20 protein-coding genes are annotated in these 21,737 nt (G+C 69.8%); 15 read left to right on the forward strand and 5 right to left on the reverse strand.

Translation table 11 applies throughout. The annotated features are described in order from the left end of the window. Nucleotides 1-4: 4 nt before the first annotated feature. Both POL67_RS47895 and POL67_RS47900 read left to right on the forward strand, forming a co-directional pair. A complete protein-coding gene (locus POL67_RS47895; protein ID WP_271928654.1) occupies nt 5-388 on the forward strand; it encodes a hypothetical protein in 384 nt (127 codons plus the stop codon). A gap of 134 nt (nt 389-522) precedes the next feature. Next, nucleotides 523-1,095, forward strand: coding sequence for a hypothetical protein (locus POL67_RS47900; RefSeq protein WP_271928655.1), 573 nt, complete (start codon nt 523-525; stop codon nt 1,093-1,095). 8 nt (nt 1,096-1,103) lie between these two features. Here the strand turns inward: POL67_RS47900 and POL67_RS47905 are convergent, their stop codons facing one another. Both POL67_RS47905 and POL67_RS47910 read right to left on the reverse strand, forming a co-directional pair. Then, nucleotides 1,104-3,230, reverse strand: a complete 2,127-nt coding sequence (locus tag POL67_RS47905; RefSeq protein ID WP_271928656.1) for a DUF2169 family type VI secretion system accessory protein — start codon at nt 3,228-3,230, stop codon at nt 1,104-1,106. Nucleotides 3,231-3,245: 15 nt separating this feature from the next. Continuing rightward, a complete protein-coding gene (locus tag POL67_RS47910; protein WP_271928657.1) occupies nt 3,246-4,517 on the reverse strand; it encodes a serine/threonine-protein kinase in 1,272 nt (423 codons plus the stop codon). A 105-nt stretch (nt 4,518-4,622) separates the two neighbouring features. On the opposite strand from POL67_RS47910, the gene POL67_RS47915 reads away from it, so the two are divergent. The 3 genes from POL67_RS47915 to POL67_RS47925 all read left to right on the forward strand — a co-directional run bounded on the left by POL67_RS47915 (nt 4,623) and on the right by POL67_RS47925 (nt 7,696). Next, on the forward strand, nt 4,623-5,564 hold the full coding sequence (locus tag POL67_RS47915; RefSeq protein WP_271928658.1) for a Uma2 family endonuclease: 942 nt from the start codon (nt 4,623-4,625) through the stop codon (nt 5,562-5,564). Between the two features lie 85 nt (nt 5,565-5,649). Further along, nucleotides 5,650-6,492, forward strand: coding sequence for a Uma2 family endonuclease (locus tag POL67_RS47920; RefSeq protein WP_271928659.1), 843 nt, complete (start codon nt 5,650-5,652; stop codon nt 6,490-6,492). A gap of 457 nt (nt 6,493-6,949) precedes the next feature. Beyond that, complete coding sequence (locus POL67_RS47925) at nt 6,950-7,696, forward strand: hypothetical protein (protein ID WP_271928661.1); 747 nt, start codon at nt 6,950-6,952, stop codon at nt 7,694-7,696. A gap of 5 nt (nt 7,697-7,701) precedes the next feature. Here the strand turns inward: POL67_RS47925 and POL67_RS47930 are convergent, their stop codons facing one another. Next, a complete protein-coding gene (locus POL67_RS47930) occupies nt 7,702-7,953 on the reverse strand; it encodes a hypothetical protein (protein WP_271928662.1) in 252 nt (83 codons plus the stop codon). Nucleotides 7,954-8,190: 237 nt separating this feature from the next. Between POL67_RS47930 and POL67_RS47935 the strand changes: the two genes are divergently transcribed. The 4 genes from POL67_RS47935 (at nt 8,191) to POL67_RS47950 (ending at nt 14,618) form a co-directional block, all read left to right on the forward strand. Beyond that, nucleotides 8,191-10,056: a SpoIVB peptidase S55 domain-containing protein gene (locus POL67_RS47935; protein ID WP_271928663.1), complete on the forward strand. Its 1,866-nt coding sequence runs from the start codon at nt 8,191-8,193 to the stop codon at nt 10,054-10,056. An 89-nt stretch (nt 10,057-10,145) separates the two neighbouring features. Continuing rightward, nucleotides 10,146-12,215, forward strand: a complete 2,070-nt coding sequence (locus POL67_RS47940; RefSeq protein ID WP_271928664.1) for a hypothetical protein — start codon at nt 10,146-10,148, stop codon at nt 12,213-12,215. 276 nt (nt 12,216-12,491) lie between these two features. Next, the gene (locus tag POL67_RS47945) at nt 12,492-13,376 is read left to right on the forward strand and encodes a hypothetical protein (protein WP_271928665.1); all 885 of its coding nucleotides are present in this window, start codon (nt 12,492-12,494) and stop codon (nt 13,374-13,376) included. A 57-nt stretch (nt 13,377-13,433) separates the two neighbouring features. Then, nucleotides 13,434-14,618, forward strand: a complete 1,185-nt coding sequence (locus POL67_RS47950; protein WP_271928667.1) for a metallophosphoesterase — start codon at nt 13,434-13,436, stop codon at nt 14,616-14,618. Here POL67_RS47950 and POL67_RS47955 read toward each other — a convergent pair. Continuing rightward, on the reverse strand, nt 14,581-15,324 hold the full coding sequence (locus tag POL67_RS47955; protein ID WP_271928670.1) for a response regulator transcription factor: 744 nt from the start codon (nt 15,322-15,324) through the stop codon (nt 14,581-14,583). The two genes, POL67_RS47950 and POL67_RS47955, sit on opposite strands and share 38 nt — an antisense overlap. 79 nt (nt 15,325-15,403) lie before the next feature. On the opposite strand from POL67_RS47955, the gene POL67_RS47960 reads away from it, so the two are divergent. From POL67_RS47960 to POL67_RS47975, 4 genes are all read left to right on the forward strand, one after another. Then, on the forward strand, nt 15,404-16,468 hold the full coding sequence (locus tag POL67_RS47960) for a DsbA family protein (RefSeq protein ID WP_271928673.1): 1,065 nt from the start codon (nt 15,404-15,406) through the stop codon (nt 16,466-16,468). Continuing rightward, complete coding sequence (locus tag POL67_RS47965; protein ID WP_271928676.1) at nt 16,465-17,208, forward strand: 3'-5' exonuclease; 744 nt, start codon at nt 16,465-16,467, stop codon at nt 17,206-17,208. The genes POL67_RS47960 and POL67_RS47965 overlap by 4 nt, the downstream gene beginning before the upstream one ends. After that, nucleotides 17,209-17,754, forward strand: coding sequence for a hypothetical protein (locus POL67_RS47970; protein ID WP_271928678.1), 546 nt, complete (start codon nt 17,209-17,211; stop codon nt 17,752-17,754). Between the two features lie 150 nt (nt 17,755-17,904). Further along, the gene (locus POL67_RS47975; protein ID WP_271928681.1) at nt 17,905-18,318 is read left to right on the forward strand and encodes a hypothetical protein; all 414 of its coding nucleotides are present in this window, start codon (nt 17,905-17,907) and stop codon (nt 18,316-18,318) included. Nucleotides 18,319-18,320: 2 nt separating this feature from the next. Here the strand turns inward: POL67_RS47975 and POL67_RS47980 are convergent, their stop codons facing one another. After that, nucleotides 18,321-19,538: a hypothetical protein gene (locus tag POL67_RS47980; protein WP_271928684.1), complete on the reverse strand. Its 1,218-nt coding sequence runs from the start codon at nt 19,536-19,538 to the stop codon at nt 18,321-18,323. 199 nt (nt 19,539-19,737) lie between these two features. Here POL67_RS47980 and POL67_RS47985 point away from each other — a divergent pair, with 199 nt between their 5' ends. Then, nucleotides 19,738-20,448: a small ribosomal subunit Rsm22 family protein gene (locus POL67_RS47985; RefSeq protein ID WP_271928687.1), complete on the forward strand. Its 711-nt coding sequence runs from the start codon at nt 19,738-19,740 to the stop codon at nt 20,446-20,448. Nucleotides 20,449-21,017: 569 nt separating this feature from the next. Beyond that, nucleotides 21,018-21,674 (forward strand): hypothetical protein, encoded by a 657-nt coding sequence (locus tag POL67_RS47990; RefSeq protein WP_271928689.1) that lies wholly within the window; start codon nt 21,018-21,020, stop codon nt 21,672-21,674. Nucleotides 21,675-21,737: the final 63 nt, after the last annotated feature.

Raw genomic sequence — 21,737 nt, forward strand, 5'->3', positions numbered from 1 at the left:
GGCGATGCTGACGTTGCGCCGGGGGCAGCAAAAGGCCTTCGAACCGCTGGTGGAGGACGCGCTCGTCGAGGGCATTTTCGTCTTCCTCCGCCAATGTCCCGACCCCGAGGTTCATCGCCTCGACGACGCGCACCTCCGCGCCGCCATCCGCGCGGGCGTGGCGCAGGGCCGGGCATTCGGCCTCACGTGGCAATCGTCGCTCGGCGCGTTCGTGGGGCTCTCGCTCGTCGTGGGGCCGAGGTTTCACGAGCACCCGGCCGTGCGCGCCGTGCTTTCGGACGAATCGATCCCACAGGACGAGCGGATTCGCCTGCTGGGGGAGCGTCTCTCCGATGAAGAATGGGAGGCAGCAGCCGAATGCGCCTCCGAGCGAGGACACGCGCCATGATGCGCCCTGACGATGACAGCCCTCTGGAGAGGTTTCAGCCGGGCGAACACGCTCGCCGGATCATCGCAGCGTCTCAGGTGCTCCACAACGGCGAGCCGACCGGAATCGTGCGCTGTCGGATCCCCGGCAGCGCGATGGGCCTCACCCGGCAAGATCTCCTGGCGAGCGCGATCGAGCAGGTGCGAGCGGAGAGAATCACGACCCCTCACGGAATCACCGCCGTCGCCCAGGGGATCAATCTGAGGTCCATGGCCCCCGCAGACGTTCAGATCACCGCTGCGATGATCCGGGAGCGCCTGCTGACGCCGACCAACCTCGCGGAAGCCGTCGCGATCGCCACGGAGAACCTGAAGAAGCGGAGCTCCGGATCCGCGACCGTTTGGTGCGAGATGTGGGATTCCGAGACGAAGCGCTGGTACAGCGGGAGCAGCGGCAAACCCAACCGCCAGGGCCTCGTACCCGCCGAGATCTGGGATCGGATCCCGAAAGACCTCACCAACGCGGACCGTGCGGAGTGGTGCTTCGGAATCAATTGCGCCGAAGTGCACACCCTCGTCAATGCCTATGCGGCGGGCAAGAGGGCGACCAACCTCCAGGGTTGTTATTTCGTCGCCTTCAGAGCGTCCGACAAATCCCGCCTGGGTGCGTGCCGCACGTGCAGGCGCTGGATCATTGACTCGGGCGGCCAGGCCTACGGGGCGGCATGACGGCGCCTTCACCCCTGGGGCAGCCGAACCACCCGCCCGAGCGCCACGGCCCGCAATGCAATGGGCAGCTTCTCCTGCGGGTCCACCGTGAAATGCACCTCCACGAGGAGCCGCGCCGGAAACCGCGAGAACAGCGGTAATTCGTCGGCGAGGGCCGCCGGCAGATAAACCACCATCGGATGCGGCTCCCCCGGCGGGTGCAGGAGCGCGCGCAGGTGCGGCCCGCCGAGCAGCCGGCGCCGCTCGTAATGCCGCTCCTCGCAGAGCGCGCGCGCGACGAGCTCGTCGAGCTCGTCCCCCGCAGGCGCGGGCGTGCGCGCCGCGTACGATTCGCGGAGCCTCGACGCCTCGCTCGCGTCGAAGGTCAGCACGAGCTCCCCCTCGCACATCTCGAGGGGCGGCACGAGCGAGCCGCGCTTCGCCGCTCTCGTCGCCACGTCGAGCAGCCCTCCGAACCCCACGGGCGCGGCGCGATCGAGGATCACGTGCGCCTGCGCGCGGTCCTCCATCTCGGCCGGATCCTTGAACAGCGCCGGATCGTCGATCTCCGGATCGATCGGCTCCTCCTCCCGCGCGTCGAGGATCTCCTGCCACGCGCGCTTGCGCACGACGCGCGGCATGCTCTTTCGATCGAGCCACGAGAGCACGAGCGCGTCACCCTTCGACGCGCCTCGGTACGTCGCCGCCGCGACCGTGAAGCCCGGCGCCTCCGCGGTCGACGCCGCAGGCGCCGCGGGCAGCGCGCTCTCGACCACGGCCTCGCCGATGGTCTTTCGAGCAGCAACGATCGGCTCCACCGCTTCCGGCGCGGGCGCCTGCGGCACGCCGCTCGCCCACGGGCTCGGCGCGGGCGCGGGCGAAGGCGCGGGCGTGTCGAAGATCAACGCAGGCGGCTTGATCGCCGGAGCCGCCGCGCTCGTGTTCGCCTCCGGCGCCGCCGCGGCGAAGGGCAACGCCGCGGCGGGGGCGAGAAGCTCGTCGCGCTCGATCGCCGCCGTCCGCTCCGAGGGAGGCCGATCGAGCGGCGCGCGCGGCGGCGGCGGCGACGCGAACGTGACGACCACGTCCGGCGAGGCCGCCTTGAACGGCATCGTGGCCTCGGACGGCGCGCGCTCCTCGCGCACGAACACCGTCGTCCGGCTCCTCTCCTCGGGCGCCTCGGATGTGTTCCCTGGAGCGTCGAGCGTGACCACCACGCGCCCCTCTTCCTTCTCGCTCCGCAGGGGAATCTGCGCGCGCCACGTCACCACGCAGGCCGCGCGCTCCGTATCGATCACCAGCGTATCGGCGCGCATCGGGATCACGCGTGGCCCCCCTTCGCGCCCCGACAGCACGGCCTTCGGCTCGAGCCCCGGCAGGCTCGTCACGAGGTGCGCGTGTGTCGGGTGCAGGTTGTCGAGCACGATGCGCTCGTTGCTGCGCAGCGCGTCGACCTGCTGATCGGGCGGCGCGACCTGGAAATACGCGAGCTCGACGTCCTCCGGCGCGGGCGCGCGCGTGAGATCCGCGGGGCTCCATCGACCTGCGTGACGACCGAGCTTCTGCTGCCGCGAGGGCCAGCGCGCCGCGATCGGACCGAATCCGATCGGCGTCAGCAAATCTCCAGGGCCGCTCACCACCTTGTCGAGCGGCTGCAAATTGGGGACGGCGATGCGGCCCTGCCGATCGCGCGCGTCGGGCCGCATGCCCGCGGGGTTCCACGTATCCGGCCCGCCGCCGGCGCGCTCGTAACGCAAGGACATCCGCGTGATGCGCGGCCCTTCTTGCAGCGCGCCGTCGAGCGTGAAGGCCCGGTCGCAGAACACCTCGATCGATTTATCGATGTCGCCCACGATCATCCGCGCCACGAACGAGCGCACGGGGCGCGCCTCGGGCGCGAAGGCCATGCCCACGAGCACGACGTCGGCGCGTTGCTTGAGCGGGGCGATGTCGCTCGCGGCGCGCAGGCTACGTGTCTCGTCGTCGTCCCAGTGCTCGTCCTGCTCGACGATCGGATCCTGCTCGGGCGCGAGCTCTGCCGCGGTGGGCACGAGCAAAAACGTCGCTTTGCAGATCACCGTGAGCGCCCACGCGCCGGGGCGCGATTGCCAGAGGAGCGAAGCGACGGGGAGCGGGCCTTGAGCGACGACGTCCATGGCCCGTCGACGGTATCACCACGCGCGCAGGGCGAGCACCGCGGCCATCACGACGAGGACCACGACCACGGCCACGACGGCAGCGGCGAGGCCCCGCGAGCTCGACGTCGGCGCTTCGACGATGGGCGCGGGGGGCATCGGCACGGGCCTCGGGATCACCACGGTGGCGCCATTCTGCGCGCTCGGCGCCTCGGCTGGAGGCGCTTTGGCTGGTTGTCGCAACGTCGTCGCATGGTCCGACATCGAGACCTCGCCGAAGGCTCGGCTCGCGGCCTGCTCCAGGGCTCTGCCCTTTTCGGTCCCCTCGACGATCGAGGGCGGACGCTCGGGCGGCGCGACGCCTTGCAGGCGATGAATGCGCTCCACCGAAATGCGCCCCTCCTCGGAGGCGAACGGGAGCAAGAGCCGCGCGAGATCGGCGACCGACGGCGGGCGATCGCTCGGCTTTTTTTCGAGGCATTGCAGCACGACGGCCTCGAGCCCCGCGGGGATCTCGGGCCTCTGCCAGCGCGGCGGGGCGGGCGGATCGCCGCCGATCATCAGGAAAAGCGCGTGCGTCGCGTCCGCCTCGAAGGGCCGCTTGCCGGTGAGGATCTGATACAGGATGACGCCGAGGGCCCAGATGTCGGTGCGCGCGTCGAGCCCTTTGAGCCCGCGGATCTGCTCGGGCGACATGTAAAACGGCGAGCCGATGATCACGTTCGCCGCGGTGAGGCTCGTGTAGAGCGCGTCGCCCCTCGTCGCCTTGGCGAGGCCGAAATCGAGCACCTTCACGAGCGGCGAGCCATCGGGACGCGTGGTGACGAAGAGGTTCGCGGGCTTGAGGTCGCGATGGATGATGCCGAGCACGTGCGCCTCGGCGATGGCCTCGGAGGCTTGCAGCACGGCGTCGACGGCCTGCGCGATGGGCAAGGGCCCGCGCTGCCGCACGATCTCTTGCAGATCGGCCCCCGTGAGCAGCTCCATCACCATGTACGGCAAGCCGGACGCGAGCGTGCCGAGGTCCATCACGCGCGCGACGTGCTCGCTCTGGATCGACACGGCGGCGCGGGCCTCGCGCAGAAATCGCTCCACGGCGTCATCCTGCTTGGCCGCTTCGGGCAGGAGGATCTTGATGGCGACGCGCTGAGGCAGCGTCGTGTGCTGGGCCTCGACGACGAGCCCCATGCCGCCTTTTCCGATCACGCGCTCGACGCGGTACTTGCCCGCGACGACGTCCCCCAGCTCGGGCGCCTTCGGCTCGGGCGAGGCACCGGCGGGGCTCTTTGGGGCGCTATCGGTGCTCATGCGGGCGGAAAAACTCGTTCTTGCGACGCTAACACACCGGCCTTCGGCGACGCACCCGCGGCGCGCAGCGGCGATGGCGACACCCGACATGCTACGTTTTCCCCTATGACGCCGCCGCTCGTGTTCGCCGTCGACCCCGAGGACCCGCGCGCCCCTTCCGAGGAGGTCTGGAACGCCCTGTCCGCCGAGGAGCGGCGGCGCGTCGTGGACATGCTTCCGGCCGACGTCCCCATCGACGTCATGGCGCCCGAAGGGGATCCGCACCGCGAGGCCAAGGAGCGCACCCTCGACGTGCTCGGCCGCTTCTTCCGCCGCATGGGCCGCAGGGTCTACCTCTCCTCGGAGCTCGCGACGTACTACCCGGACCGCCCGCGCATCGTGCCCGATGTCCTGGCCGTCCTCGACGTCGACCCGCGTCCGCGGTCGAAGTGGGTCGTCGCCACGGAAGGCAAGGGGCTCGACTTCGTGCTCGAAGTGCACGTCGAGGGCGACAAGCGCAAGGATCACGAGCGCAACGTCGCGCTCTACGCCGAGCTGGGGATCCCGGAGTATTTCATCTTCGACCGGGGCCGACTCAGCCTGCGCGGTCATCGACTCGTGTCGCCGGGAGCGCGCGTCTACCAGCCCATCGTGCCGCAGGGGGGACGTTATGCGTCCGCGCTGCTGGGGCTCGACTTGATGCTCGTGGAGGGCCGCCTGCGCTTCGTGGTCGGAGGCACGCCGCTCCTGGAATCGGAAGAGATCATCGGTCAGCTCGAAACGATGGTGGACGGCCTCGTGCACCGCCGCGAGGAGGACGAACGCGCGCTCGAAGAGGCGAGGCGGCAGGTCAAGGAAGAGCGTCGGCGGGCCAAACAAGAGCGCAAGCGGGCCGAGGAAGAGCGCAAGCGGGCCGAGGAAGAGCGCAAGCAGGTGGAGGAAGAGCGCAAGCAGGTGGAGGAAGAGCGCAAGCAGGTGGAGGAAGAGCGCAAGCGGGCCGATGAGGCCGAACAACGAGTGGCAGCGCTCCAGGCGGAGCTTGATCGCCTCCGCCGCGGCGAGCGGTAGCTCTCCATCGAGGAGCCGGCCCAGGGGCGGTGCACGGCTGCCCTCGCCCGGTCAATCCACCCTCCGCCCGTGCTACGTTCCACACATGGACGCACGACCGACCCGCCCTCCCCGCAGGACCGGCCCGATCGAGCTCCGCGACTTCGGACCGAACGGTCTTCGGCTGGGAACGCCCGACGACTGCTACGACGGCAGCCCGTGGGAGCTCCACCGAGGAGAGCTGGTGGAGCAGATGGGGAGCAAGGACATCCACGGCATCACCATGGCCCTGCTCGCGGCCTTGTTCCGCGTGCATGCCCGGGAGGGTCACACGGTCCTCGCCGACATCTACTGCGACCTGACGGACGAGCAGGGCCCCTCGCTCCGCGCGCCCGACGTCGTCGTCGTCAGCGACCTCGTCGCCCCGCGAAACGACGCCTATCGCGGCACGCCCGTGCTCGCGGTCGAGATCCGCGGCACGCAGTCGAAGAAGTACCTCGAAGAGAAGGTGAAGCTTTACCTCGAACACGACTGGCCCGAGGTCTGGATCGTCCACGCCGAGCGGCACGAGGTCGAGGTCCTGCGCCGCGGGGTCGCGTCCGTCGTCTACCGCCCCGGCGCGGAGGTCCCGATGATCCCCGCGCTCGACAAGTACGGGCTCACGGCGCTGCCCGTGACCGCGTTCTTCGATCAGCGCGAGGTGGCGCGTTACACGGACGAGTGGGTGGAAAAGCGTGGCGAAGCGCGCGGCGAGACGCGTGGGGAAGCACGTGGTCGTGTCACGTCGATCGAACGGGTCCTCCTCGCTCGCGGCCTGGACATTCCGCCTCTGACGCGCGCGCGCATTGCGACGTGCACCGACATCGAGACCCTCGATCGCTGGCTCGTCCTCGCCGCCACCGCCACGAGCGCGAGCGCCTTCGCGAACGCCATCGGCGAACCCGCCTGACCTCGACCACGAGGTCCCCGACTTCCACCACAAGGTCGCCGACTTCCACCACGAGGTCGCCGACCTCCTCCACGAGCTCCCCGACTTCGTCCAGGAGGTCCCCGGACTTCGTCCACGAGGTCCCCGACTCCGACCACGAGGTCCCCGACCTCCTCCACGAGTTCTCCGACTTCGTCCACGAGGTCCCCGACCTCCTCCACGAGTTCTCCGACTTCGTCCAGGAGGTCCACCGACCTCCTCCACGAGCTCCCCGACCTCCTCCACGAGCTCCCCAACTTCGTCCAGGAGGTCCACCGACCTCCGCCAGGAGGTCCCCCGACCTCCGCCACGAGCTCCCCGACCTCCTCCACGAGCTCCCCGACTTCGCCCGCGACGTCCCCGACCTCGACCGCGAGGCCCCACGATCCTGCCCGCGCCCCTGCGTGCTCCGCACGCGACCTCCGTCTACCTGCTAGCCTTGAAGCTCGTTCACCCCGAGGGGCTCGCCATGTCGATGTCGCGTTTGCTTCCTCTTCTTGCACTTCTCCTCGTTGCCGAGGGATGCGCCTCGCAGACGAACACGCAGCCCCCCGGCGCGCCCCCGACGCCCAAGACCGTCACCCGCGAGAACCCGGGCGGCGACGCCGATGATCCCGAGAGCGCCGCCCTCGCCAGGCTCGGCGCCGAACCCTGGGGCTTTCGCCGCGACTTCTGGAACACCCTCCACGTCCCCCTCGCCGACTGGAAAAACTGGCGCAGGGTCCGCATCTTCGGACACCCCACCCGCGCCTCCTATCGGTACGGCGACGACCACTACGCCGTCGCTTCCATCTGGTACACGACCATCGAAGGCCCGAACGAGCCCGAGGCTTGTCTCGCCAAGTTCCTCGACATGGCCACGCCCATCGCCGACGCGAACGGCGTCCGGATCGGCGAGCGTCAACGCGTCCGCATGACACAGAGCGTCGGCGCCGAGATCCGTCCCATGATCGTCGACCTCGTCGAAGGCAGGCTCGACAGCTTGCTCGGCCGCGACGATTACGTCGGCGCCGTCGCCGCCTACCAGTCCTTCCCGGGCACGTGCCTCGTCCAGGGTTTCGCCGTCGTCGCCACCGAACACCGCGACGTCGCCAAGAAGGTGCGTGATCGATGGGTCGCCGAGGGCGCGAACAAGCTCGTCTGGGAGCGCCACGTCAAAGAGGCGCCCGAGCCCCTGACGCGCTAGCTCGCTCAAGCGAAAAACGCGACGACCCGCGCCGTCACGTACGTGACGAGCGCGACCACCCACAACGCGGCGCCTTTTCGGAAGCCTTGCCGATATCCCCAGACCGGCGCGAGCGGCGGCACGACGAGCGCGAGCATCCCACGCAAGCGGGACGATCCGCGGAGAATCAACCTCCCCGCGAGCCACACGTGCGTGGTCACGAACGAGGCGAACCCCACGATCAGGAGGACGACGACGGCAACGTCCTTACCGGACACGCGCCCGAGCCTAGCGCGGGCGGAGCCGACTCGCCTCGACTTCGCAGACCTCCCGCGCCCTTTCCCACGAACCCGGCGCGATCACCACGATCGATCCACGCTCGCGGCTCTGTCCCCGCTCCATTTTCACGCTAAGCTCTGCCCGTGCCGAGAAGCCTCATCCCCGTCCGCGACACAGATCGCCCCGCCTCTCCTCGATCTTCCCTCCTCGACAGACTCCTCCCCGGCTCCCGCGTCGTGCCCGCAGGCCTCGCCCTCGGTGTGATCACGAGCGCCCTCGTGGGTGTGGGCGTCGCCGAGGCCGTCACGGACCCGCCCGATACGTTGCCGCTCTCCGAGGTCAAGCCCGGCATGAAGGGCTACGGGCTCACCGTGTTCTCCGGGACGAACCCCGAGCGCTTCGACGTGGAGGTCATCTCCACGCTCAGGAATTTCCGGCCCAACCAGGATCTCATCCTCATCAAGACGCCGAACCACCCGCGCCTCGACGTCGCCCGCACCGTCGGCGGCATGAGCGGGAGCCCCATCTACCTCAATGGCAAGATGATCGGCGCCTACGCCTATGGATGGCTCTTCGGCGTCGAGCCCATCGCCGGCGTCACGCCCATCAAGTCGATGCTCGAAGAGCTCGCTCGCCCCATGCCGAAGGCGATCATGCCCATCCCCGGCAAGGGCCCCCTGCCCTCGGCCGACGATGACGGCCGCGTCAAGCGCGACAAACACGCCCGCACGTTCCACGGCGCGCCGGAAAGTTATGACCTCCAAGGACACGCGACGCAGCTCGCGTCGCGCGCGGCGAGCCTCCTCGCGCCGCCCGAGGGCAGCGCGCTCGCCCGCGCCTCGACGCCCATCATGCTCGGCGGGCTCGCGGGGTCGTCGCTCAAGATCGCGCAGAACCTGCTCGGGCCGATGGGGATGGAGCCGCTCCAGGCCGGCGGCGGCACCTCGACGAAGCCCCCGGCCGACGCGCCCACGAAGTTCGTCGACGGCGGCGCGATCGGCGTCGAGTTGATCCGCGGCGACATCTCCGCAATGGGCCTCGGCACGGTCACGCGCGTGAGCGGCGACAAGCTCGTCGCCTTTGGTCATCCCATGCTCGGCGGCGGCGTCGAGGCATTGCCCACGGCCGTCGCGCGCGTGCACTGGATCATGGCGAGCCAGAACCGGAGCTTCAAGATCGGCGAGTCCGTGCGCTCCGTCGGCGCGCTCGTCAACGATCGCCAGGCCGCGATCGTCGTCGATTCGGGCGTGAAGGCGCCCGTCTTCCCGATGAAGGTCACGATCACCGCGCCCGGCGGCGTCCCGCACCCGACGTGGAACCTGGAGGTCGCGCACGATCAATTCCTCTCGCCCACGTTCGTCGCGATGGCGATCGGCAACGCGTTCGAGACCTCGGCCTCCGAGCGCAACGACCTCACCTACCGCGCCACGAGCAAGCTGAAGATCGGCCGCTGGGGCACGATCACGCTGACGGACTTCGGCGCCGGCAACGGCAATCCGCCCGGCGCCGAGGACTTCGTGCGCGGCCGCCTCGTGCGCGCCGTCGGCTCGCTCATGAACAACCCCTGGGAGTCGGTGTCGATCGAAGGCATCGAGACCGAGGTGAAGGTCTCCTACGAGCGCGACGTCGTCACGTTGCGCGGCGCGAAGATCCTCGAGCCGGAGATCGACGCGGGCGCGAAGGTGCACATCCAGCTCGAATTGCAGCGCTACCAGGGCAAGACCGAGACGAAGATCATCGAGGTCGACGTGCCCACGGAGCTCGCGGGCCGCGAGGTCGAGATCGAGCTCGCCCCCGGCTACGAGGTGGAGCGCCCGCTGCCCTCGCCCGAGAACGTGGCGCAGCTCGTGGCGAACCTGCCGAACCAGACCTTCGATCCGGAGAGCATCGTGGCCTCGTTCCGGCTGCGCGAGAACGGCGCTGCCTACAAGGGCAAGCTCGCCTCGCGGCTGCCCGCCGGCGCGCTCGACACGCTCCGCTCGAGCGTCGACTCCGACTCGGCCGAGGTGTTCGTCGCCCAGGTGCAAACCGCCGTGCCGCTGAAGCAGTTCATGATCGGTCGCGACACCGTGCGCGTGAAGGTCCGCAACGTCCTGCGCTGATTGGACGCCCCTCACCCCCAACCCCTCTCCCTGAGGGAGAGGGGCGAAGTAGCCCCTTGTTTCTCGCCGCCCCGAAGAAAGCTCCACGCATGACATCCCTCTCTCCTGGAAAGATCGCGCGCCTCGGCATCGGCGCGCTCGTCCTCGCTGCCGCTGTCGTTCCCGCGAAAACCGCCTCCGCCGTCGGTACGCGCACCTTCCAGCTCGACACGATCGACGAGCTCAAGGGCGGTGATCTGACGGGCGTGAGCGTCGACTCGAACGGCAACGTGCGCGCGGGCCTCACGCTCGGCTCGATCCCCGTGCAGGACGCGAGCAGCGTGTGGAGCTCGGTCGTGCTGCCCGACGGCTCGGTGCTGCTCGGCACCGGCAGCGACGGCAAGATCTTCAAGGTCTCCGGCGGCAAGGCCACGCTCGTCGCGACGACGGGCGCAATGGCCGTGAGCTCGCTCGTCGTCGCCTGGAACGGCGACGTCATCGCGGGGACGTTCCCCGACGGCAAGCTTTATCGATTGCCCGCGGGCGGCGGCAACGGCGGCCCCGCGGCGGCGTTCGGCGATCTGCCGGGCACAGAGGACGTGTGGGCACTCGCGTTCGACGCGAAGTCGAAGTCGCTCTACGCGGCGACGGGGCCCGAGGGGAAGGTCTTCCGGGTCGATCAAGCGGGCAAGGCGCAGGTGCATTTCGACAGCGACGAGGCGCATATCGTCTCGCTCGCGGTCGCCGACGACGGCACGGTCTACGCGGGCTCGAATGGCAAAGGCCTGCTCTACAAGATCACGGGTCCGGGCCGCGCGACGGTCGCGTACGACTTCGACGCCGACGAGGTGAAGGCGATCGCGTTCGGCAAGAACGGCTCGATGTTCGTGGTGGCGAACAAGATGGGCGAGAGCTTCGCGGCGCCGAAGCGCAACCGCACGGGCCCGGCCGGCCCGCAGTCGACGCGGCCCGCGAAGCCCGGCAAGGGCATGCTCTACCGCTTCGGCAAGGACGGCATCGCCGAGCAGCTCCTCACCGACAACGAGTCGCACTACGTCGCGCTCGCGGTCGACGACACCGGCGCGCCGTACGTGGGCACGGGCGCCGAGGGGCGGCTCTACACGGTCGACGACGCGCACGTCGCGAGCCTCGTCGCCGATACGGACGAGCGCCAGATCGGCGCCGTCGTGGTGAGCGGCAAGCAGCGCTTCCTCGCGACCACCGACCCCGTGGTGTTCCGCGAGATCAAGGGCACGGGCGGCGCCGACGCGGTGTGGACGAGCAAGGTGCTCGACGCGGGCCTGCGCGCGACGTTCGGTCGTCTGGCGTGGCGCTCCGAGGGTCAGCTCGAGCTCTCCACGCGCAGCGGCAACACCGAGACGCCCGACGCGACGTGGGGCGCGTGGTCTTCGGGCCTCGGCGCGCCCGGCGACGTGCAGAGCCCGCCGGGCCGTTACGTGCAGATCCGCGCGCGGTGGGGCCGCGACCCGAAGGCGGTGCTGCGCGAGGTGACGCTCTACTTCGTCACCGACAACGCGCGCGCGGTGATCACCTCGATCGACGCGACGGCGAAGAACAGCGGCAGCAAGAGCGGCAAGATGGGCATCGTCGCCTCGGGCGGCGAGTCGCCGCGGCCGTCGAGCTCGGTCAAGCTCTCGTGGCGCGTCGACAACCCCGATCAGGACGACCTGCGCTACCGCGTCTCGTACCGCCTCGAAGGCCAGAACACGTGGCGCAGCGTGCAGAAGCCGGGCGAGAAGCTCACGCGGCCCGAGCTCGACTGGGACACGACGGGCCTGCCCGAGGGCCCCTACCGCATCCTCGTCGAGGCGACGGACGAGCTTTCGAACCCGCCCGACCGCGTGCAGAAGCACTCGCTCGAGTCGGCCACGGTCCTCGTCGACAACACGCCGCCCGTCTACAAGGCGCTCGCGATGCAAGGCCGCAAGCTGAAGGGCGAGGTCGTCGACGGCCTCGGCCCCATCGCCCGCATCGAGGTCTCGATCGCCGGCTCCGACGAGTGGCGCCCGCTCTTCCCGAGCGACGGCGTCCTCGACGAGCCCTCCGAGGCCTTCGACGTCGACCTCGCGTCGATCGTGCCGCCCGGGGCGCACATCGTGGCCGTCCGCGCCTACGACAGCGCGGGCAACGTGGTCACGCGCGACGTCGAAGCGAAGTAATCCGACGGCGCCCTGACGCTCGTCCCGCTCCTGTCGAGGGAGCGGGACGCGCCAGATGCTGTGCCTCGACCTCGCGCCACGACACGGGCGTCATATCTCGACGCCGAAGCCTCCCCCATCGTCCGTGCTCGGCACCGCGCTCGCGCAGCATCCGCGGGCGGGAGGCGGGATTCTGACGCGTCGATCCCTTGCGTGAGCGCCTCGCGGCACGGGACGTGAATGAGGGGTGGTGATAAACTCGGGCATTCCTTCCCGCGCTCGCACCCCTCCTTAGCCATGGCCTCTACGAAGCGCTCCCTCCACTCCCTTCTCCTTCTCTCTTCCCTCGCGGCCACGTCTGTCCTCGGCGTCGCGTGCAACTTCCAGCTCGACGCCAGTTATGAGCGTTCGACTGTGGGGAACTACGACTCCGGGACCTCAGGCGGCGGTGAAGCGACGGGGCCGACCACGGCCGACGGCTCCGGCGGGAGCGGCGGGGCCACCTCGGGCGGCATCACGTTGCCCCCGCCGAACCCGGCGCCCGACGGCAACACGTCGTACACGCACCTCTGCGGCGCGGGGTGCATGTCGAGCGAGAGCGCGCTCGGCTGTGGCGTCACGATGAACCCCGAAGGCGCGCCCCAGATCGCGTGTCAGATCGTGCCGACCCCGAACGGCGCGTCAGCCCAGTGTTTGACGCCGGGCACCTTCCAGACGGGCGACCCGTGCACGCGCACGAGCGACTGCGCGGCGGGGCTCGGCTGCGCGCTCACCGGGTCGAGCGTGGGTTCGTGCAGGCCCTACTGCTGCGGCGCGGTCGAGGCTTGTCCCGAGGACACGTACTGCGCGCCCGCGCCGATGGCGGAAGACACGATGAACCCCACGCCGCTCCCCATCCCGGTGTGCATCCCCGCGACGGAGTGCACGCTGCTCGACGACACGTCGTGCCCCGAGGGCCTGACGTGCACGCTCGTGCGCGAGGACGGCACGACGAGCTGCGTGGCGCCAGGGGCGAGCGGGCTCGACGGTCCCTGCCCGTGCGCCGCGGGCTACCTCTGCGTGGCCGCCTTCAAGAAGTGTCTCGCGCTCTGCCACACGGGCGGCAACGACTGCCCCGATGGCATGTTCTGCCAGGGCGGCGCGAACAGCTTCCCCGACGGGATCGGCGTCTGTGTGAAGTAGTGTGATCGAGCGGGCCGGACGGAGCGCCGCGCAGGAACGCGTGGCATCCTGCGGCGCGTGCAGCGCTCTCTCCTCCAGTACGCGATCTTCCTCGCCGTCTTCGCCCTGCTCGTGGGCGGGATCCACTTCTACCTCTGGCACCGCTTGCTCCGCGCACCGGCGCTGCACCAGCGCGTGCAGACCTGGGGGAAGCGCGTGCTCGTCGCGCTCGGCGTCGCGCTGCCCGTGTCGATGTTCCTCGTGCGGCTCTTGCCGCGCTCGGCGGGCGCGCTCGTCTCGTTCGTCGTGTACACGTGGATGGGCGTGGCCGCGCTGCTCGTCTCGACGCTGCTCGTCAGCGAGCCGATGCGCGCCGCGGTGCACGCGCTCTCGAAGCTCGCCTCACGTCCGCTCGACGAGGCGCGGCGCAAGTTCCTCTCGCGCACGATCGCGGGTTCGGCCGGCGTGATCACGTTCGGCCTCGCGGGCTCGGGCGCGGCGGAGGCGCTCGGCGAGGTCGCGGTGCGCAAGGTGAACGTCGCGCTGCGCAGGTTGCCGAAGGAGCTCGCGGGCCTGCGCATCGTGCAGCTCACGGACGTGCACGTGGGCCCGACGATCGGGCGCGCGTGGCTCGCGGAGATCGTCGGCCGCGTGAACGCGCTCGACCCGCACGTCGTCGTCATCACGGGCGACCTCGTGGACGGCTCGGTCGAGGCGCTGCGCGAGCACGTCGCGCCGCTCGCGGAGCTGCGCGCGAAGCACGGCGTCTACTTCGTCACGGGCAACCACGAGTACTACTCGGGCGTGGAAGCATGGATCGAGGAGCTCGGCCGCATCGGCGTGCGCGTGCTGCGCAACGAGCACGTGTCGATCGGCGAGGGCGCGGCGAGCTTCGACCTCGCGGGCGTCGACGACTGGACCGGCGGCTCGTACGTGAAGGGGCACGGCCCCGACATGGCGAAGGCGGTGGCAGGCCGTGATCCGAACCGCGAGCTCGTGCTGCTCGCGCACCAGCCGCGCCAGATCTTCGAGGCCGCCGCGCACGGCGTGGGCCTGCAGATCAGCGGTCACACGCACGGCGGGCAGATCTTCCCCGCGACGATGTTCGTGCGGCTGCAGCAGCCCTTCGTCGCGGGGCTCGATCGCCTCGGCGAGACGCAGATCTACGTGAGCCGCGGGACGGGCTACTGGGGGCCGCCGATGCGCGTGGGCGCGCCCGCGGAGATCACGCTCCTCGAACTACAGTCCGGCGCAGCAAGCTGAAGATGCGCGCGCCGAGCTCGGGGGCGCGGAAGGGTTTGACGACGTAGTCGTCGGCGCCGCTCGCGAACGCCTCGACCATATCCTGGCTCGACGCGTTCGCCGTCAAGAACAGGACCGGCAGCGTGACGTTGAGGTCGCGCCGGATCATCCGGCAGAGCTCGATGCCCGTCATCTTCGGCAGGTTCCAGTCGAGCACGAGGAGATCGAAGTGCTCGCGCTGCACGGTCTCGAGCGCTTCCTCCGCGCTCGTGCGGGTCGTGACGACGAGGCCCACGGCTTCGAGCATCGCGCTGACGACGTCGCGGATGTCGGGGTCGTCGTCGACGACGAGGATCTGCGCGCCTTCGCCGGCACGCGGTGGCCACGAGCGCGGCAGGCTCGGCGGCAGCTCGATGTCGGGCTGCGAGGCGCGCGCCGGCGGCCGCGACGAGGGGCGATGGAACGCCTCGATCGCCGCGAAGTCCGCGAGCCTGCGCCAGTCGCGAGGTTCGAACGCGAGGAGAGGACCCTCGGGGCCGATCGAGGCGCGCGCCGCCGCGGACGTGGCCCGTCTCTCCGGACCGACGTCGAAGATGGCGAGCACCCACTCGCCGTCTTCCACCGATTCGCCGGAAGGAAGCCCGAGCTCGAGCTCGGAATCCCCGGCCGAACCGATCATCTGCTCGAACTGCCGAGGGTCGGGAAACCGATAGCAGATGCTCCGCACGCGCACACGCTACACCCAGTTCGCCCAAGGGGCTACGGGGCTAGCGCCTGACGAACGGTCCGACTAAGCTCGCGCCGCGATGGCCCTACTGCGATGGTCGCCTCTCCTCTTGGCCCTCCTCGGGAGCGGCGGCGCCTGTCATGGTTCGTCCGACCAGAGCGAACCAAAACCCGCCCCCTCTGCGACGCCTGATCCGAGCGTCCCGGGGATCGAGCTCGGCCAGCTCACGCCGCGGGAGCGGCGCGATTGGACGGCGCAGGTTTCGACGCTGCTCGCCCCTTGCGCCGAGACGCCGGTCCCGATCAGCCAGTGCATCCAGGAAAACCGGCCCTGCAAGGCGTGTTTTCCCGCGGCGCAGTTTCTCCTGAAACAGGTGCAAGCCGGGCGCAGCAAGCAAGAGCGCGAGGAAGCGTACACGGCTCGTTTTGATCCGAAGAAGGTCCGCACGCTGGTGACCGACGGCTCCCCCGAGCTCGGTCCTCCCGACGCGCCCGTGACGATCGTGGAGTGGGCGGACTTCGAGTGCCCCGCGTGCCGCGCGTTTTACCCGGTGGTCGACGACCTCGTGAAGCGGTTCCCGGGGCAGGTCCGCGCCGTCTACAAGTTCTACCCGCTGGGCAGCCATCCCCACGGAGAGATTTCCGCGCGCGCGGCGAACGCGGCGTTCAAGCAGGGCAAGTTCTGGGAGATGCACCATCTCCTCTTCGACAACCAGGATCGGTTGGAGCAGTCGGACCTCGAACGGTACGCGAAGAAGCTCGAGCTCGACGTCGCGAAGTTCCGCGTGGAGATGAACTCGGACGACACGAGCGGCCGCATCGAGAAGGACAAGAAGCAAGCCGACGGCGTGGGTCTCCAGGGCACGCCCACGGTCTTCATCAACGGCCGCGAGGTCGAGCTCGGCAAACTCACGGACCTCTACGGAGACCTCGAGGACTGGATCAAGCTCGACCTCGAGCTCGCGGGCATCAAGCCGGCCCCGGCGCCCGCGAAGCCCGCAGCTTCGGCGATGCCCGCAGCAGGTTCGGCCATGCCTGCGGCTGGCTCCGCGATCCCCGCGGCGGGTTCGGCCGTGCCTGCGGCTGGCTCCGCGATCCCTGCGGTTGGCTCGGCAGCTCCCTCGACGGCTCCCGCGAAGAAATGAAGGTCGCCGATCCCTGCGGCTGTTTCCCGACCGGGAGGCACTACCCCGGCATCGCGCACCTGCTCAAGGTGCGCGCCGTCGGCGTCGCCTCCGAGCTCGACGCGAGCGCGCCGTGGATCGATCACCCGATCGCGTTCCTCGACGTCGAGACCACGGGCCGCAACGCCGCGCAGGATCGGCTCGTCGAGGTCGCCGTCGTCATCGGCCTCCGCGGCGACGTGGTCGCGCGGCATAGCTGGCTCGTGAACCCCGGCCGCCCGATCCCCGCCGAGTCCACCGCCGTGCACGGCATCCGCGACGAGGACGTCGCCGGAAAGCCCGCCTTCGCCGAGGTCGCGAGCGAGATCCTCGCGACGCTCGCGGCCGCGATCCCCGCCGCGTACAACGCCGTCTTCGACCGCGGCTTCATGCTCGCCGAGCTCGAGCGCGCCTCGATTCGTCCGGAAAACCCGCCGCCCGCGATGCGTCGCGAGGTCGACTGGATCGATCCGCTCACGTTCGCGCGCGAGCTCTACAAACACGAGGGCAGCCGTGCGCTCGGCGACATGGCCGCGCTGCTCGGCATCGAGCTCGTCAACGCGCACCGCGCCACCGACGACGCCGAGGCCGCGCTGCGCGTGCTCTACGCGCTCGCGAAGGACTCGCGTGTCCCGCGCGCCTACGGCAGCTTCATCCAGGAGCAGCGCCGGCTCCTCCGCATGCAGGACGAGGCTCGCGCGCGCTGGCGCAGGCCGAGCTAGGTGAGCACGGAAGACAAGAAGCGACGCCTGCCCCTCGTGCAAGCGGGCCCGCCGCCGGACGAGCCGGACGCCGAGGATCGGCCGCCGTGGCACTGGTCCGGGATCGGCGCGGTCGCGACGTTCCTGGTCTGGCTGCCGCTCGCGGCGATCGCGGCGAAGCTCGGCGCGCGGCTCGTCGATCGGGCCGAGCTCGGCGTCCCCGCGCCCGCAGACGCAAAACTCGCGGTGCCGCTCTCGGCGCAGCTCGCGTTCATCGGCCTGCAGCTCGTGGGGTTTTTGATCGCCACGCTCGCGGGCGGATTTCTCGTGGGTCGGTTCGGCGGCAAGGCGGGGCCGAAGGAGGGCGCGGTGGGCGGCTTCGTCGCGGCCGCCCTCGCCTGGGCGCTCGCGGCGGCAGCGCCCACACCAGGCCCCGGCGCCCCGACGTGGGCTGCGCTGCTCGTCTTGCTCGGCGTGCTGGGCGCGCTCTTCGGCTTTCTGGGCGCCCGCCTGGGATATGCGCGCCGTCATCCCGCCGAAAAGCAGGCTCCGCAACGTCACGTTTGACCCCGCCAAACGAGTTTTTTCCTCGTCGGCGGAGTGATCGTACCGTCATTCTCCATTGTGGACGGAGCGACGGAGATGCCTCGTCGTGGCTGTGCTGTAGGCGGCGAAGGGCTTTTCCGACGCCGAAAGTCCGTGGTACCATGTCCCTCCATGAATGCGAGCTCTCCCCGCGCGGCCGAGGTCGCGCATGCGATGTCCCAGTGCATGAACCTCCTCTTCATGTTCGCGGCGCCCCGCGTGTTCGCCTCCGTCCGCTCGGCCAGCCCCGAGGCGCTCGCCTCGGCGACGGAGACGCTCCGCGCGTTCGTGCGCACGGCAGAAGGGATCCGGTCTCGGAACGGCTCGCTCTCGGGGGACGTCGGCCGCGTGGTCGAGGCGGCGACGCTCGTCGAGGAGATCTGCGACGCGCTGCCGGGCGGCGCTCCCATCGAGGAGGAGTTGCCGCCCGGGGTCGTCGAGCCGGCGCGCCGGACGCTCGCCGTGCTCGGGTTCCCCGGCCCGCGTGAAGGCTGGGACGAATTCGAAGGTTTCTTCGTGCCGACGCCGCCGATGCCGAGGGCCTGAGGTCAGTAGCCTCGTTGCGCCTCGGCTCCCTCGCGGGGCCGCAAGATTCCGCTTTTCAAGCAGCCAGCCAGATCGATACGCCCGTCCTTGCGGAGCGGAATCGGCACGATGCCGGCCCGCACCACGAGCCCGTGGGCCTTCACGTCGTGGCGCGGCCAGATGCCCGTGATCCGGGAGGTGTCGTCTGAGAGCTCGATCGACTCCCCCGCGCGTAGCGTGATGTCGGGCAATTCGAGGGGACCTCCGAGGCGTACGGTCCAGCGCGTGGGCAAGAGATCGTCGCCCGGCCAGCATTGAAACCGGCTGCCGATGGGAAAACGACGGCCGGCCGCGCGCCCGTCCTTCGCCAGCGTGAATCCCATGAGCTCGCCCTCTTCATTGAACGACAGCACGTCGCGTCCGTTCACCCAGGTCCCGTCGATCTCGACCTCCGACTCGAATGCGCCGCGCAGGCTCGACAAACGCCCCGACGGGGCGAACACGAAGCTCGCCCCCGGGCGGACCGTCTTCCCGAGCAGCGGAATCGGCCCGCCGAGCACCACCTCGTGCAGCCGGTCCTCCCGGCGTGGATCGAGGAAGCGGTCTTCATTGAAATGAAACATCGACCCCGGCGGCACCTCGACCTCGCCGAGGTACACGGGCGAGACGGAGCGGACCCGTCGAAGGCGTCCTCGGTCGTCGCGAATCGCCCGGACGAGGTCGAACGCGCCCATCTGCGGGCCGAGCTTGAAATTGCGGAGCTCGGGCGGCACCGGCGCGTTCGCCGCGGCCGCGCGCATGGCTTCGAGCGCGTTCACGAGCCTCGCGTGCAGCCGAACGAGGCGCGTCTGGCCAAACCGAGGCCCGAACACGTCGGACTCGTTGTCGAAGCCGGGATCGGCGTACAGCTCGCGAATGACGAGCCCCCTGAGCTCCGCCACGTCGAGGTCGTGATGAAGGTCGATGTTCGCGTCGAGCAAGGAATGCCGCCGGTGGACGGGGACGAGCCAGAAACGGTAGAGCGTCAGGCGAATGCCGTCCGGTCCGATCCGAATCGAATACCGGCAGCCCACGCACAACGTGACGACGATCCCGAGCACCCCGAGGCCCCAGAGCGAAGGTAGGGACAAGAGCACCGCGAGCAATCCCCCGAACACGAGCGCAAACGCGCCCCCGAAGAGCGCGCCGGTCTCGTCGAATCCCGCGCAGTGTGTCTCGCCATCGGTTGTCCAGACGAACATCGTTCCGAGGCAAACTATAGGCACAGTGCTCACGTTTGACAACCTCGACGTTTGTCCCGGGTCACGTTTTTTTCATCGGATGCGTCCCAGGGCAAACCTTGGGTACGTCCGGCCGAACCCGCCCGAGGCGCACGCGCGACCCCCGGGGTCAGCCGGGCGGTGCGTGGCGCGGACGGCGGCGGCGCGATAAGCTCGGGGCATGTTGCCGCCGTGGGAGCACCCCGACTGGTACGACCTGCACGACACCACCTTCACGGCCGGACCCGAGCGGGAACCCGAGCACTACCGAGAGCTCGTCCTTTCGCTCCCGCCGCTCGACGCCGACGATCACCTGGTCGACGTCGGCGCCGGCACGGGCAAGCTGACGCGCCTCATCGCGTCGGCGTACCCCGAGCTCGGCCGCATCACGCTGGTCGAGCCGAACATCCAGAAGATCATCCGCGCCGAGCGGTCGCTCGCGGAAGCCCTGACCCGCTCCTCGACACGCATCAAGTCGATCGCGCAGGGGCTCGGCGAAGGCGGGCTCGCCATCACGCCGCTCGCCACGGTCGTGACGGTGGGCAGCGTGCTCATGCCCATCATGGAGCTGCGCGGCGGGACGCTCCGCGACGGGCTCGCATGGCTCGATCGAGCGCTCGAAGAGCTCGCAGCCATGCTCGCGCCGAACGGGTCCTTGTTCCTGGCCGAGACGCTCGGCGCGCCCTGGGCCCGCGGCGGCCTCGACGGTCCCGTGCGCAGGCTCCAGCTCCCCGAGCTGGAAGAACGCCTCGACGCGGCGGGCCTCTCGTCGATCGAGTGCACGTACCGCTTCCGCGACCGCGTCGTGCTCCGCGCCCAGCCGGGCAACGACGAGGGCGACGACAATGCGACGCGGGTCATGATGAACGCCGGGTTGCCCGCGCGGAGCTGAATACAGGGGCGTGGCGCCGGCGGCGATCGAGCGTCGACAGATCGACGAGGCGCTCGGTCAATGCGGAGAGAACCAGATCCGCGCCGCCGAGATGCTCGGGTATTTCGCGATGGACGCTGGTGGGAAGGCTTTTGGAGTACGGAAGGCTGCGGCTGCGCAGGAAGGGGTAAAGGGCGCGCAGGGGGCACACGGCCGTCAATGACCGTTCGTCGCGGCAATCCAGGCGGCGAGGTCCTGCGGGGAGAGGTCGAGAACAGCGTCGCCGACCCGGTCAGGGCCGTCTGCGCGGATTCGCGCGAGCAACGTTGCTCGGGCTCGGTCAACGCGCGGCCGAGTCGGCGCTCGAAGAGGTGAATGAGCGGCCGGAGGCCCTCCTGGAGGCCTTCCTGGAGGCCCTTCTCGATCCCTTGCTCGATCCCCTTCTCGATTCCTTGCTCGATCCCCTTCTCGATTCCTTGCTCGATCCCCTTCGAGTACCCTTCCTCCAGCCCTTCCTTGTAGATCCAGTTCTGCATCACCAGCTCCCTCGGCAACAGCGATCGTACCACGTCTCGTAATCCCCGCTCGCGTTGATCCGCTTCCGCCAGGACGGCCATGGCCGTGCCGAGCTCGTCGAACGTCGCGGGCGGGACACGCGCGCGAAGCTCGCCGAGCACGCGCTCGACGCTGCGTTCGTCCGCGTCCACGGCGAGTGGCGCGAAGGCGAGCCAGAAGCTCCCCCAGGCAGCAAGCTCGGCGATCGTCCGCTGGTAGACCGGCTCGATGCGGAAGTGGACCCCCGAAAACGGCGCGCCGCGCGGAGAAACCCGATAGGTGCCGTACAGGGGCCACGGCTCTTCGCGACCGCCCAAGAGGACGACGATGCTCTCGATGGGCGGTACGAGTTCCGGGCCGCTCTTGTTCTCTTCCGCGACCGCAAAGCCGAGGAGCGCCTGATACTCATAGGTCCGATATGGCATGTTCGAGGGCATCGCTGTCTGCCATTCCACGTGGAGGAGCCTCCTCTCACCGTCGATGCGCACATCGAGCGTTCGATCGAGCTCGCGGTGGCGCGAGGTGACCTGGGTCTCGAGCACGGTCGCGGTGAGCGGTCCCTCGCAGCCGAGCAGGCCGCGCGCGAGTTCGTCCGGGAACCGCTGCGAGATGTGGCGCAGGATCAGATCGACGCTGTCGTCTTCGGGGGACACACGCGCCGTGTACCGATGGGGTGGGGTTCCGTCAAGTAAAACGTTTTACCGCGGACGCAGGCGCGGGGTGCCCCCCTCCGCGAGGAACCCGCGAGCGGCCCC

Source organism: Polyangium mundeleinium (assembly GCF_028369105.1).
Classification (GTDB): Bacteria; Myxococcota_A; Polyangia; order Polyangiales; family Polyangiaceae; genus Polyangium; species Polyangium mundeleinium.